Origin of the sequence: Streptomyces qinglanensis, assembly GCF_900111245.1 — a bacterium.
GTDB classification, from domain to species: Bacteria; Actinomycetota; Actinomycetes; order Streptomycetales; family Streptomycetaceae; genus Streptomyces; species Streptomyces qinglanensis.
In genome coordinates, this window is record NZ_FOGO01000005.1 from 357,897 (window position 1) to 370,723 (window position 12,827).

Annotated in this window: 12 protein-coding genes; 6 read left to right on the plus strand and 6 right to left on the minus strand. The window is 72.2% G+C overall.

The window, feature by feature from the left end:
* Positions 1-15 precede the first annotated feature (15 nt).
* Positions 16-780, minus strand: a complete 765-nt coding sequence (locus tag BMX65_RS14080) for an SDR family NAD(P)-dependent oxidoreductase (RefSeq protein ID WP_075000580.1) — start codon at positions 778-780, stop codon at positions 16-18.
* Between the two features lie 130 nt (positions 781-910).
* Between BMX65_RS14080 and BMX65_RS14085 the strand changes: the two genes are divergently transcribed.
* On the plus strand, positions 911-1,579 hold the full coding sequence (locus BMX65_RS14085; RefSeq protein ID WP_075000581.1) for a TetR family transcriptional regulator: 669 nt from the start codon (positions 911-913) through the stop codon (positions 1,577-1,579).
* Between the two features lie 237 nt (positions 1,580-1,816).
* Complete coding sequence (locus tag BMX65_RS14090) at positions 1,817-2,845, plus strand: aspartate-semialdehyde dehydrogenase (protein WP_075000582.1); 1,029 nt, start codon at positions 1,817-1,819, stop codon at positions 2,843-2,845.
* Positions 2,846-3,120: 275 nt separating this feature from the next.
* Here the strand turns inward: BMX65_RS14090 and BMX65_RS14095 are convergent, their stop codons facing one another.
* Both BMX65_RS14095 and BMX65_RS14100 read right to left on the minus strand, forming a co-directional pair.
* Positions 3,121-4,197, minus strand: a complete 1,077-nt coding sequence (locus tag BMX65_RS14095; protein WP_075000583.1) for a S1 family peptidase — start codon at positions 4,195-4,197, stop codon at positions 3,121-3,123.
* A gap of 601 nt (positions 4,198-4,798) precedes the next feature.
* The gene (locus BMX65_RS14100) at positions 4,799-5,713 is read right to left on the minus strand and encodes a S1 family peptidase (protein WP_075000584.1); all 915 of its coding nucleotides are present in this window, start codon (positions 5,711-5,713) and stop codon (positions 4,799-4,801) included.
* A gap of 476 nt (positions 5,714-6,189) precedes the next feature.
* Here BMX65_RS14100 and BMX65_RS14105 point away from each other — a divergent pair, with 476 nt between their 5' ends.
* Complete coding sequence (locus BMX65_RS14105) at positions 6,190-6,648, plus strand: cell division protein SepF (protein ID WP_019355337.1); 459 nt, start codon at positions 6,190-6,192, stop codon at positions 6,646-6,648.
* A 49-nt stretch (positions 6,649-6,697) separates the two neighbouring features.
* Here BMX65_RS14105 and BMX65_RS14110 read toward each other — a convergent pair whose 3' ends face one another.
* Positions 6,698-7,882: an acyl-CoA dehydrogenase family protein gene (locus BMX65_RS14110; RefSeq protein ID WP_075000585.1), complete on the minus strand. Its 1,185-nt coding sequence runs from the start codon at positions 7,880-7,882 to the stop codon at positions 6,698-6,700.
* 44 nt (positions 7,883-7,926) lie between these two features.
* On the minus strand, positions 7,927-9,639 hold the full coding sequence (locus BMX65_RS14115; protein ID WP_075000586.1) for an MFS transporter: 1,713 nt from the start codon (positions 9,637-9,639) through the stop codon (positions 7,927-7,929).
* 195 nt (positions 9,640-9,834) lie between these two features.
* On the opposite strand from BMX65_RS14115, the gene BMX65_RS33945 reads away from it, so the two are divergent.
* The 3 genes from BMX65_RS33945 (at position 9,835) to BMX65_RS14125 (ending at position 12,335) form a co-directional block, all read left to right on the plus strand.
* Entirely contained in the window at positions 9,835-9,969 is a 135-nt protein-coding gene (locus BMX65_RS33945) for a hypothetical protein (RefSeq protein ID WP_275435021.1), read from the plus strand.
* Positions 9,962-11,128, plus strand: coding sequence for a glycosyltransferase family 39 protein (locus BMX65_RS14120; RefSeq protein WP_075000587.1), 1,167 nt, complete (start codon positions 9,962-9,964; stop codon positions 11,126-11,128). Before BMX65_RS33945 ends, BMX65_RS14120 begins: the two co-directional genes overlap by 8 nt.
* A gap of 298 nt (positions 11,129-11,426) precedes the next feature.
* Positions 11,427-12,335, plus strand: a complete 909-nt coding sequence (locus BMX65_RS14125) for a phosphatase PAP2 family protein (RefSeq protein WP_075000588.1) — start codon at positions 11,427-11,429, stop codon at positions 12,333-12,335.
* Positions 12,336-12,345: 10 nt separating this feature from the next.
* On the opposite strand, the gene BMX65_RS14130 is transcribed toward BMX65_RS14125, so the two are convergent.
* Complete coding sequence (locus BMX65_RS14130) at positions 12,346-12,573, minus strand: I78 family peptidase inhibitor (protein WP_075000589.1); 228 nt, start codon at positions 12,571-12,573, stop codon at positions 12,346-12,348.
* Between the last annotated feature and the right edge of the window lie 254 nt (positions 12,574-12,827).

A 12,827-nucleotide genomic window follows, 5' to 3' on the forward strand; every position in this document is an offset into this window, starting at 1 on the left:
CGGGAGTCGGCCGGCTCACATATGGGTGCCGCCGTCGATGCGCAGTTCGGTGCCGGTGATGAAGGCGCCGTCCTCGGAGGCCAGCATCGCGATGGCACCCGCCACGGTCTCCGGGCCCGCGAACCCCTCCCCGAGGGCCGGTACGAGCTTCGTGAACAGGTCCGGGTCGGCGTCCCGGGGCAGCCCCGGAGCCCGGGTCATACCGGAGTCGATGGAGCCGGGCGCCACACAGACGGCCCGCAGCCCCTGCTTGCCGTACTCGGCCGCGATGGCGTGCGTGAAGGACTGGATGCCGCCCTTGGAGGCGGCATAGGCGGCCATGTAGGGATGCGCGAAGCTCGCCGAGGTCGAGCTGAAGTTGACGACGACACCCTTTCCGGTCGCCAGCAGCGCGGGCAGCGCCTGCCGGGTCACCAGGAAGGTGCCGGTGAGGTTGACGCCGATGATCCGGTTCCAGAACTCCAGGGTCATCGCCCCGGTGTGCCGCGAATCGAGGATGCCCGCCGCGTTGACCAGCACGTCCAGGCCCCCGAGGTGCTCGACGGCGGCATCGACCCGCGCGCGCACGGAATCCTCGTCGGCGATGTCGAGGACCGTACGGCTCAGCCGCTCGTCCGTGCCCGCCTCGGCGGCCAGCGCGCGGGTCTTCTCCAGTCCGGCCTCGGCGATGTCGGCGGCGGCGACACTGCCGCCCTCCGCGAGTATCCGCAGCGCGGTGGCCTGGCCGATACCGGAGCCGGCTCCGGTGACCAGGACTCTGCGGCCGGTGAAGCGGTTCATGACCGACTCCCCTTCTGGTGTGGGATGCCCGTTTCGGGCGCGTTCTCGAACACAGTACGCCTGAATGGCATGACGTGCCATCTCGGCGCATCACGCAATCCAGCGCGTCCTCTGGCATACGCTTCGACCCATGACCCCCCAGCCCGACAGGCCGACCCCGCACACCACCCGCCCCTCCCTCACCGAACGCCGCAAGGCCGAGACCGAACGGGAGATCGCGCGGCACGCCGCCGGACTGTTCTCCGCACACGGCGCGGCGAGCGTCACGGCGGAGGGGATCGCCCGCGCGGCGGGCGTCTCGCTGCGCACCTTCTACCGCTACTTCCGCACCAAGGAGGAGGCGGTCGCCCCGCTGCTGACCGGCGGCGTACGCCAGTGGCTGGCCGACCTGGCCGCCGCGCCCGCCGGGCTGCCCGTCGCCCGGGCCCTGGAGCACGCCGTCCGGGCGGCACTCACCCCGGCCGGGCCGTACGCGGACCTCCAGACCGAGGCGCTGGAGAGCACCCGGGGGCTGCTGCGCGCCGTCCCCGGCGATCCGGCACTGCGTTCGGTGTGGCTGCGGGTGCACGCGGAGACGGAGGAGGCGCTGGTGCCCGTACTGGCCGGGCTCGCCCGCAAGGACACCGACCCGCTGGAGCTGCGGCTGACGGCGAGCGCGGCCAATGCCGCCATGCGGATCGCGATGGAGACCTGGTCGGCCGGCGAAGCGGATTCCGACGATCCGGAACGGGGGCCCGCCGCGCTCGCCGTACGCTGTCTGCGGGGGCTGACCGCGGGACTGCACACGCCCCGCGCGTGACCCCCCGAGGCCGGGCGCCTCCGGCACCGGTTCCCCCCGATGCCGGTGCGACCCGGTGCCGGCGCCACCCGGTGCCGGTGCGACCCGGTGCCGGTGCGACCGTGCCGGGCTGTGACCCAAATCAAAGTGCTGGCACCCCGTACCCGGCACCGTGCAGGGTAGGGGCACGCGGGACACGCACGAGACCAGCGCGGCGGGACGAACCCACGAGGCCGCGCGTTCAGCAGAAGGAGCCCCATGAAGGTCGGGATTGTCGGAGCCACCGGTCAGGTCGGCACAGTGATGCGCGAGATTCTGGCCGAGCGTGATTTCCCGGTCGACGAACTGCGGCTGTTCGCCTCCGCGCGCTCCGCGGGCCGGACGCTGCCCTGGAAGAGCGGCGAGGTGACCGTCGAGGACGCGGCCACGGCCGACTACGCCGGTCTGGACATCGTCCTGTTCTCCGCGGGCGGTGCCACCTCCAAGGCGATCGCCGAGAAGGTCGCGGCCCAGGGCCCGGTCGTCATCGACAACTCCTCGGCCTGGCGGATGCACCCCGAGGTGCCGCTGGTCGTCTCCGAGGTGAACCCGGACGCGGCCCGGCAGCGCCCCAAGGGCATCATCGCCAACCCGAACTGCACCACCATGGCCGCGATGCCGGTGCTGCGTCCGCTGCACGCGGAGGCGGAGCTGACCGCGCTGGTCGTCGCCACCTACCAGGCGGTCTCCGGCAGCGGCCTGGCGGGCGTCGCCGAACTGGACGGCCAGGCGCGCAAGGCGGTGGAGAACGACGCCACCCGGCTCGCCTTCGACGGCGACGCCGTGGACTTCCCCGAGCCGGACAAGTTCAAGCGGCCCATCGCCTTCAACGTGCTGCCGCTGGCCGGATCGATCGTCGACGACGGCCTGGCCGAGACCGACGAGGAGCAGAAGCTCCGCAACGAGAGCCGCAAGATCCTGGACATCCCCGCCCTGAAGGTCTCCGGCACCTGCGTGCGCGTCCCCGTCTTCACCGGTCACTCGCTGCAGGTCAACGCCCGCTTCGCCAGCCCGATCAGCCCCGAGCGGGCCGCCGAGCTGCTCGCCGGCGCTCCGGGCGTGGAGCTGTCCCCGATCCCCACCCCGCTCCAGGCCGCGGGCAAGGACGCCAGCTACGTGGGCCGGATCCGCGCCGACGAGACGGTCGAGCACGGGCTGTCGCTCTTCCTGTCCAACGACAACCTCCGCAAGGGCGCCGCACTCAACGCCGTGCAGATCGCCGAGCTGGTCGCCGCCGAACTGGGCTGACCACCGGGGCGTACGGAACGGACCGGCGAAGCGCCCGGACCGGGTCGGCCGCCCGGAGGGAAAGCCGGGTCGCACCCTCGCCCCCGGCGCACCGGCCCGCCTTCCGGCACCCGGAACGCGGCACGGCAGCCGCACAGCAGCACGGAACCCCCCGGACCGCGTCCGGGGGGTTCCGCTGTGGGGGGTTCCGAGCCCCTCCCCGAGGGGCTCACCAGGATCCCGTCCGAAGGCCGGGCCCGTCGCCCGGCCGACCGGGGCCGGCCGGTCCCGCGGGGTCAGCCGATCGTGGCACCGAGCGCGTCGAGCGCGGCGGGCACCGGCTGGAAGTAGGTCTCGCCGCCGGACGAGCAGTCACCGCTGCCACCGGAGGTGAGGCCCAGCGCCTTGTCGCCCGCGAAGAGCGAGCCGCCGCTGTCGCCCGGCTCGGCGCACACATCGGTCTGGATCAGCCCCTCGACGGTGCCCTCCGGGTAGGAGACGGAGGCGTCCAGCGCCTTGACCGTGCCGTCGTGCACCTGGGTGGTGCTGCCGCTGCGGGTGACCTTCTGGCCCACCTCGGCCTCTCCGGCGCCGGAGATGGCCTGGGTGCTGCCGTCGTACAGGTCCACCTCGCTCGGGTGGTCGGTGTCGCCGGTGTAGGTGGCGATGCCGTAGTCGTTGCCCGGGAACTTGCCCTCTCCGCTCTCCGCGATGGGCTGGCCGCCCTGCGAGTCGGACCAGGAGGAGATCGCGGTGGTGCAGTGGCCCGCGGTCAGGAAGCCGGGCTTGCCGTCCGCGGTGGTGACGTTGAAGCCGAGCGAGCAGCGCCCGCCGTCGCCCCAGATGGCGTCCCCACCAGCGATCTTGGTGGTGAACTTGCCTTCGGTGCGCTTCAACTCGACCTTGCCGCCCTCGGCCTTGAGCTGCTTCTTGAGCTCGGCGAGCTCGGCGCCCTTGACCGTGCTGTCGGCGGTGACGACCACCTTGTTGGCCTTCACGTCGACGGCGCGGGCCGTGCCCGTCACATCGTCCTCGGTGAGCGTCTTCTTGGCGGAGGTGAGCTGGGAGAGCGTGTGCTGGACGACCCGGGCCCTGGCTCCGGCCGCCTCGACCTTCTCCTTGGCCGCGTCGTCGGTCACGTTGACGACGAGTTGCTTGGCCTTGGCGTCGTAGTAGGCTCCCGCGTCACCCTTGATGTCCGAGGTGAGCTTGGAGGCCAGCTTCGAGGCCGAGCCGGACGAGAGGGTCTTGACCGAGGGGGCCTCGGGCGCGGCGTTGGCGGTGGTGACCGTGAGTGCGCCGGCCGCGAGGGCCGCGGCGCCCGCGCCGGCCAGCAGTATCCGCCTCTTGGGTACGCGTCGGTGGTCGGACAAGGTGATACCTCCAGTGGGGGGTTGGGGCCGCCCCGGAGCGGGGTGGTCCCGGAGGATGTACGGACACGGCCCTCTTGCCCAAGAGAAAGTCGCGTCCATGCCAACGTGTGCGCCGAGTATTGCGATCCCCCCGACCTCCGCACAAGGTCCAGATCACGTCAGCCGACCGGAAGTTCGGTCCGGCTGTCAAGATGCCGAACATCCCTTTCCATCCCTGACGTCCGGCGGAACGAACACGACGCGCGACACCGCGTGTTCATGAGGTAAGGCATGGACCTGTCCGGTATTCGTCGCCGCGGAGGCCGAATTGCGGCAGCACAACGAAGCACTTCGCCGCGCCCCCGCCCGCGTGCGGCGACGTGGCGCCCGTCGCGCGCACCAACACACCCGCGCACGTGCGCACAAAGACGCCCCGCCGGAGGAACGGCCCACCCGCGCACCCCCGCACCCCCGCACCCCCGCACCAGGACACTCCGCTCCCAGGACACTCCGCGGACACGGACCTGCCCGCACGCACGGAAGTGCCCGTACACACACCCAGGGAGCGTGTACGGGCACAGGACCGAGCGCTACTCGCCCGGCCGGCACGGGTGGCGGTACGTCAGTAGACGTTCACGCCGTACGCGTTGAGCGCCTCGGTGACCGGCTGGAAGAAGGTCGTCCCACCACTGCTGCAGTTGCCGCTGCCGCCGGAGGTGAGGCCGAGTGCGGTGCTGCCCCGGTAGAGGGGACCGCCGCTGTCGCCCGGCTCCGCGCACACGGTGGTGCGGATGAGGCCGTAGACGATGTCGCCGCCGCCGTAGTTGACCGTGGCGTTGAGCCCGGTCACCCGGCCGCTGTGGGTGCCGGTGGTGCTGCCGCGCCGGGTCACGGTCTGCCCCACGGACGGGGTGCCGGCGCTGGTGATGTCCTGCCCGCCGACGGTACCGGGGTGCGAGATCGAGGTGTTGCTGTAACGCACGATCCCGTAGTCGTTACCGGGGAAGCTGGAGCCGGCAGTGGGCCCGATGAGAGTGGAGTGGCTGGAGTTGGTGTACCAGTTGCCCCCGCCCTCGGTGCAGTGCCCGGCGGTCAGGAAGTAGTAGGTGCTGCCGCGGCGGACGTTGAAGCCCAGCGAACAGCGGTAGGAACCCGAGTAGACGGCGTCCCCGCCGGAGAGGTACTTCTTGAACGTACCCTTGACGTGCTCGATCTCCACCGCACCCGCGTTCTTCCCCGCGGAGTGCCGGATCCGGGCGATGTCGGCACGTGAGACGCGACTGTCGACCGCGACGACGACCTTGTCGCTCTTCTTGTCGACGTGCCAGGCCGTGCCGGCGACATCCGCCGCGCGCACGGCGTCGCTCGCCGAGCCGAGCTGGCTCGCGGTGAAGGTGTGGGGGGACGGAGCTTCCGCGGCGGCCGTGGCGGGCGCGATCAGCGCCCCGGCCGCCGCCATGCCCGACGCGACGGCGATCAGCCGGTTGCGTCTGCGTCCGGCCGTGCCGTCGTTGGCTTTTGTGCGTTTGGTCTTCACTTTTCCTCCCGATCAGGGAAACCAAGCGTGCTCCTGACAAACGCTGCATGGAGTATTCGCGGTGGCATTCCGGCCCCGCAAGGGTGTCTTTCGGACTCCGTCGGTCCAGTTCGCGTCCCGTCCACACCGTTTGACACCAGGAGGTGCGGGGGAGAAGACGGTCCTGGCCTATCCCTGGCCAGCCCCTTGTCAATCTGGGCGCACGACCGGACCGTCGCTCACTCGGATGTCGTCGGGCGACCACCGGTCACGGCCGGAACGGGGCAATGCGGCACAATCCCGCGCCCTGTCACCAGCCACTCGGAACAACAACCTTGATCGAGCGCCACCCGTTGTGCACCAGAACCGTCACGAATGCCGTGCTGGACGGGTAACCGCTTGGCGCATCATCAGCATCATGGACGACCATAGGGGTTGCGGACCCGCGGCGGAGCGCTAGCAACGGTGGGACACCGCGCAGAGGAGAGGAGGCGTCCATGGGATCGGTGCGCAAGGCGAGTGCCTGGCTGGGCCTCGTCGACGACAGCGAGATGCGGTACTACGACTATGCCGACGGGGCGGACGGCCCGGCCGAAGGGCCGGAGACCGGGAACGCCGCACGCGAGCCGTGGGTCACCGACCCCAGAGTGCGCGTCACGGCCGAGACGGCACAGGACCAGGGCACCAAGATCGCAACGGTCAGCCCGGACTGCTTCCGGGACGCCCGCGGCATCGGCGAGCTCTTCCGGGACGGGGTCCCGGTGATCGTCAACCTCACCGCCATGGACCCCGCGGACGCCAAGCGCGTGGTCGACTTCGCGGCCGGGCTGACCTTCGGCCTGCGCGGCTCCATCGAACGGGTCGCCAACCGCGTCTTCCTGCTGACGCCGCCCGACTACAGCGTCGTCACCAACGAGGACCGCCGCGACCAGGGCGGCTTCTTCAACCAGAGCTGAGCTGCGGAGGGGCTGGGGAGCAGCCCCTCCGCAGCGTGGCGGACGCCGCTCAGCCCCGGAAGGCGTCGACACCGGTCAGCGCCTTGCCCAACACCAACTGGTGCATCTCCACCGTCCCCTCGTAGGTGAGCACGGACTCCAGGTTGGTGCTGTGCCGCATCACGGGATACTCCAGCGAGACACCGTTGGCACCCAGCACCGTCCGGGCGGTCCGGCAGATCTCGATGGCCTCCCGCGTGTTGTTCAGCTTGCCCAGGCTGATCTGCTCCGGCCGCAGCCGTCCCGCGTCCATCCGCCGCCCCAGGTGGTGCGCGAGCAGCATCCCCTTGTGCAACTCGACCGCCATGTCGGCCAGCTTGGCCTGGGTGAGCTGGAAGGCGGCCAGCGGCTTGCCGAACTGCTCCCGTTCGGTGGCGTAGGCCAGCGCCGTCTCGAAGCACGACCGCGCGGCACCCATGGAGCCCCACACGATCCCGTACCGGGCGTGGCTCAGACAGCTCAACGGGCCGCGCAGCCCCCGCGCCTCGGGCAGCACCGCATCCGCCGGCAGCCGCACCTCGTCGAGGACGAGTTCGCTGGTGACCGAGGCGCGCAGGGACCACTTGTGCTTGATCTCGGGTGCCGAGAAGCCCGGCGCGTCCGTCGGGACCACGAATCCGCGGACCCCTTCCTCGGTGCGGGCCCAGACCACGGCGACTCCGGCCACCGAGCCGTTGGTGATCCACATCTTGCGGCCGGTGAGCACCCAGTCCGCACCGTCGCGCCGGGCGTGCGTCCGCATTCCGCCGGGGTCGGAGCCGTGGTCGGGTTCGGTCAGCCCGAAGCAGCCGATCACCTCGCCCGCCGCCATCGGCGGCAGCCAGCGCTGCTTCTGCTCCTCGCTGCCGAACCGGTGGATGGCGTACATCGCCAGCGAGCCCTGGACCGAGACCAGGGAGCGGATGCCGGAGTCGGCGGCCTCCAGCTCCAGGCAGGCCAGACCGTACTGCACGGCACTCGCGCCCGCGCATCCGTAGCCGGTCAGGGGCATGCCCAAGGCGCCGAGCGAGCCGAGTTCCCGGGCGAGTTCGCGGATGCCGGGCAGCTCACCCCGCTCGTACCAGTCGGCGACCTGGGGCAGGACCCGGTCGGCGGCCCAGGAGCGCACGGTGTCGCGCACGGCGCGGTCCTCGTCGCCGAGCAGGTCGTCGATCCCCAGCGGATCGTGCGCGTCGAACGCGGGCAGCGGGCTCATGGGCGGCCTCCGGGAAGGGAACGATCACGGATACCGACCAGACGCTACGGCTGGGTAACGCCCCGCGACAAGGGGTTCTCGGCGCGCCCCGGACGGTCCTCGCAGATCCGGGCCCGCTGCGCGGAACCGGAGGCGGCACCCGGCCCGGCGCCGCCGGAACCCTCCACGCGCACGGTGCCGCCGGCGGTCTCCATCCGCCGGGGCAGCCGGAGCGCCGCCAGCGCACCGAGCAGCAGCAGGCAGGCACTGACCAGCAGCGTCACATGCAGTCCGGTGACGAACGAGGACCGCGCGGCGGACCGCAGCGCGGCGCCCGGAGCGCCGCCGAGGTGTCCGGCGACCTCGTACGCCTCCCCCAGCGAGTGCGCCGCGTCGGCGCCGGTGCGGTCGGGGAGGCCGAGGCGTCGCGCCGCGTCCCGCACCCCCGGCCCATAGGCGGCGTTCATCACGCTGCCCAGCAGTGCGATGCCGATGCCGGCGCCGAGCTGGTAGGCGGTCTCACCGACGGCGGCCGCGCCCCCGGACCGGCCGGGCGGTGCCTCGCTGAGCATGGACTCGTAGCAGCCGAACAGGGTGGTCTCCAGGCCGAAGCCGAGCAGCACGAACCCGCCGACCAGCAGGCCCGGCCGATCGTGCTGGCCCACCCCGGTCAGACACAGCACTGCGGCCGCGGTCGCCAGGAAGCCGAGCGCGACCATCGCGCGCGGCCCCAGCAGCGCCAGCAGCCGGGAGCCCAGCAGCCCCGCCGCGATGGCGGCCACGGACAGCGGCAGCAGCCGCACTCCGGTCTCCAGCGGGGAGAGCCCGAGGACGAGCTGCAGATACTGGGCCGCGATCAGCGCGAGTCCGACCAGCGCCAGCACGGTCAGCACGATGCAGCCCACGGAGGTGCCGAACGCGGCCCGGGTGAGGGTGCCGAAGTCGATCAGCGGATGGGTGCGCCGCCGCTGGCGGCGCACGAACAGCGCGATCAGCACGGTCCCGGCGAGCAGCGGCAGCCAGCACAGCGGGGTGAGCACCTCGCCGCCGCCCGCCTGCTTGACCCCGAGTATCACCCCGAAGAGGCCCAGCGCCGCCATCACGGCACCCAGGACGTCCCAGGGGCCGCCGCTGCCGGTGGCCGACTCCGGCAGCAGCCACCGCCCCACCGGAAGGCTGGCGGCCATCAGCGGAATGTTGACCAGGAAGACCGAGCCCCACCAGAAGTGCTCCAGCAGCGCTCCCCCGGCCAACGGCCCGACCGCCGCGCCCACCGCGGCGACGGCGCTCCAGATGCCGACGGCCAGGGCACGCTCGCGGCGGTCGGGGAAGACCTGGCGCAGTATCGAGAGGGTGGCGGGCATGATCATGGCGCCGCCCACTCCGAGCAGCCCCCGGGCGACGATCAGCACGTCCGCGGTGGGCGCGTACGCGGCGACGGCGGAGGCGGCGGCGAAGAGCGCGTAGCCGAACAGCAGCACCCGGCGGGTGCCGATCCGGTCGCCCAGGGTGCCGAAGAGGATCAGCAGCGAGGCGCACACCAGCGGATACGTGTCCACGATCCACAGCAGCTCGATCGAGCCGGGGCGCAGGTCCTCGGAGACCGCGGGCACGGCGACGTGCAGCACGGTGGCGTCGACGGCCACCAGCAGCAGGCTCGTGCAGAGCACGACGAGCACGACCCACCGGTTCGCCTCCCGGTCGGACCGCCGTGCTCCCGGTCCGCTGCCGGGGACGTCCGCCGCCGTCCGCGATATGGCCGTGGTCGTCCCGGACATGTACGCACCTCCTGTTGCTCTCGCACCCGCGGGACGGACCGTGGGGGTGGGGGACGGCTGCCCGGTCGCGGCTGTCGCACGCGGACCGATCGGCGTCGGCGTCCGGCCCCGGTGAAGAGGGGCGAGTGCCGGTCAGCGTACGCGAACCGGCACGGGCGTCCAGTGCTCCCCCGTCAAACGGAAGGAGCGCCCCCGGTGCAGCTGCCCGACGTGCGGCCGTTCATGACCGCGATTTTCCCGCAGTTTCCGGACACCGGTCGCGTCCTGCCCGTCGGCCGTCCCGCCGCACCGGGTGCCGGGAGCGTGGCCAATAATCGTCCGAATGACTGACCTCGCCGACCCGGGCACGCCCGAGGTGCGTCCCGGGACCACCGGATACGGCAGCTCCCGGCCCCTGCGCGGACCCGCCGCAGCGCTGCTGGGCTACACGGGCGTGCGCGTGCTGAGTCTGCTCGTGCTGGCGCTCTGGAGCGCCGAGCGCGGCACGAGCGCGCACACTCTGCTCACGGCCCGCTGGGACTCCCTGTGGTACACCCGGGTCGCCGACGGCGGGTACGGCTACCAGGTGCGGCTCCCGGACGGCGCCGTCCATTCCGACCTGGCCTTCTTCCCGCTGCTGCCGGCGCTGGAGCGCGGGCTGGCCGGCCTCTTCCCGCTCACCGCGCCGGACGCGGGCATGCTGGTGAGCTGGCTCTCCTCGCCGGCGGCGGCCTGGGCGCTGTATCTGACGGGCGCGCGGCTGCACGGGCACCGGGCGGGAGTGTGCCTGGCGGTGCTGTGGGCAGCGCTGCCGGTCGGCGTGGTGCAGTCGATGGCCTACAGCGAGTCGCTGTTCACCGCACTGGCCGCCTGGGCGCTGTGGTCGGTGCTGCGGGGCCGGTGGGTGTGGGCGGGCACGCTGGCCGCGCTGGCGGGACTGACCCGCCCGGTGGGGGCCGCCGTGGTGGCCGCGGTGTGGATCGCGGCGCTGCTGGAACTGCGGCGGGAGCGGCGCCGGCCGGATGCGCGGATGGCGCTGGGACTGCTGCTGGCACCGATGGGATGGCTGGGGTACGTCGTATGGGTGGGGTTCCGCACCGGAAGTGTGACCGGGTACCTGGACGTCCAGGGGCAGTGGGGCAACGGCTTCGACGGCGGCTGGGCGTTCGCGGGGTTCGTCCGGGACACCTTCGCGGACACGGCCGCCGGCGGCCTGGGGCTGCTCGCGGGGGTGGCGCTGGTGCTCTGGCTGTACGTGCTGTGCGTCCGCCGTGGGCAGCCCGCTGCGCTGCTGGTGTACACGGGCTTGGTGGTGGCTCTCGCGCTGGGTGCGAAGGGGTACTTCGGCTCCAAGCCCCGGCTGCTGCTGCCCGCCTACCCGCTGCTGCTCCCGGTGGCGGCCGCGCTGGCCCGGTGGCGGCGCGCGGCTGCCGCGGCGGTGCTGTGCGGCCTGGCAGCCGTCTCGGCCTGCTACGGCGCCTGGTGGCTCAACGGCTCCGGACCGCCGTGAGACCGGGGCCGGGGCGCGCCGGACTCCGGTGAGCGCAAGGGGCGTACGCAGGGGCGCGGGTCGGACCGACGCGCGGAGGAAAAGCGGGGCGCACCGGCCGGCGAATGGTGCGAATTTTCCGTCAACCCACGTGTGACGGAAGTCGCTTCACGGTCCCGTCCCGACAATGAATCGGGCCCGGAATCGTGGGAGATAAACAGAACCCGAGCCCGCCCGGGGTGCTTTTGCACATCACATCGGCATCACGAACGGGCCGCCCTCGCCGGACCGGCTCTTCACGGCCGGTAATCTCGATTAGGTGCGTACCGACCGAATCTTCTCCCGGCTGGAGCAGGAGCCTCATCGCCCCCGCGGGCCCTTCCCGCGGATGAGCCCTGTCCGGCTGGGCCTGTTCAGCACCACGGTCGCCTTCTACCTGGCGATCGTGGTCGCCGTGCTGGGCACGACATGGCTCGTGCAGCTCGACTGGCAGGTCATGCTCTTCCGCCCGTACAAGCAGTGGCCCACCATCCACGGGTTCCTGGACGCTTTCGTGGTGCTGGGACAGCGCGGTCCCACCGCGGTGCTGGTCGCGGCGTGGCTGGGCTGGCGCTCCTGGCGGCAGCGCACGCTGCGCCCGCTGCTGGCCCTGGGGTTCGCGCTGCTGCTGCTCAACGCGTCGGTCGGCGCCGTCAAGATCGGCCTCGGCCGGCTGGGCCCGCACTACGCCACCGAGATCGGCTCGGCCGAACTGTGGGCCGGCGGGGATATATTCCCTTCGGGACACACCGCCAACGCCGTGGTGACCTGGGGCATCCTCGCCTACCTGGCCACCACGCCGCGAGCCCGCAGATGGCTCTCCGTCGTCGCCGCCGTCTTCGCACTCGGGGTGGGCGCGACCACCGTCTACCTCGGTACGCACTGGGTGAGCGACGTACTCCTCGGCTGGGCCGCGGGGCTGCTGATCCTGCTGGGACTGCCCTGGTGCGAACCCGCGATCGCGCGGGTGGAGGCGACGGTCCTGGCGCTGCGCGACCGGTTCAGCACGGCGGGCTCACCGCACCCGGGTGCCTCGTCCCCGGCCGCCTCGCCCGCCGCGCAGCCGATGCCGGCCCGGCAGCCGCTGGTCGGGGCACGGCTCCCGGCGCAGGACTCCGGGAACGGGACCCGCGCGGGGCTGCCGCGCACGGCGGACGAGGCGCGCTCGGCCGCCTCGTCCCGGTCCTGACCGCCGGTCCTCAGCCCGCCCAGCAGCGGACCACCCGGTCGCCCTCGACCGCCAGGTTCAGCCGCCCCACCACGTACTCCATGGTGATGATCGCGTCCGGCTCCAGCCGCCGCACGCTCGGCCAGCCCCGCGCGCGGGCCCGCCGTTCGGCCTCCTCCGCTCCGAGGCCCACGTAGTCCTCGGGAGCGTCCTCGGGAGCGTCGTCGGGGGGCTGCGGTGCTGCGGGTTCCGGTGCCATGGGACCACCGTATGCACACGGCAGCCGGAAGTCCCGCCTTCGCAGCAGCGGCGTCACACTTGCGTCACAACGCTCCGTGCACTCGCCCCCGTTGCCCGCTTCACTCGTACGTGGCCGCTGCACGTCCGTACGCCCCGCAATTCGGCGAATTCCGCATTCGCTTTCCGGTGCCCGGATCAGAGGCATTGCCGACTGTCTTACGAATTCCGGAACCGTCTGGGAAGCACACGTGAAAACCGTCGGAAGAGTTGTCG